Annotated in this window: 1 pseudogene; it reads right to left on the bottom strand. The window is 66.4% G+C overall.

From position 1 onward, the window contains the following. Positions 1 to 241 (bottom strand): annotated as a pseudogene (locus KVT37_RS32715) (hypothetical protein); the annotation flags it as partial.

Below are 241 nucleotides of genomic sequence, written 5' to 3'. Positions count from 1 at the left end.
CAACCCGGTGACGTAATGCGCGATATCGTAGGCAAGCTCGATCGGCAAGACCGGCCAGGCCAGCAGGCGGGCTGCCTCGGCGACAGCATGCTTATCGCCGGCGAGGCGCCGGCCGAGAATGACGGCAAGAGCAAACACGGCCGCGAGCGGGACGAAGGCCAGCACGAGACCGAACCTGCCGATGCCGAACAGCGCGGTGCGGCCAGGATATTCCAGCGGATTGATGCCGAAGAGGCCGAGC

The sequence above is a fragment of the Mesorhizobium sp. GbtcB19 genome (genome assembly GCF_019091085.1).
Classification (GTDB): Bacteria; Pseudomonadota; Alphaproteobacteria; order Rhizobiales; family Rhizobiaceae; genus Mesorhizobium.
This window is presented reverse-complemented; position numbering and strand designations above follow the sequence as displayed.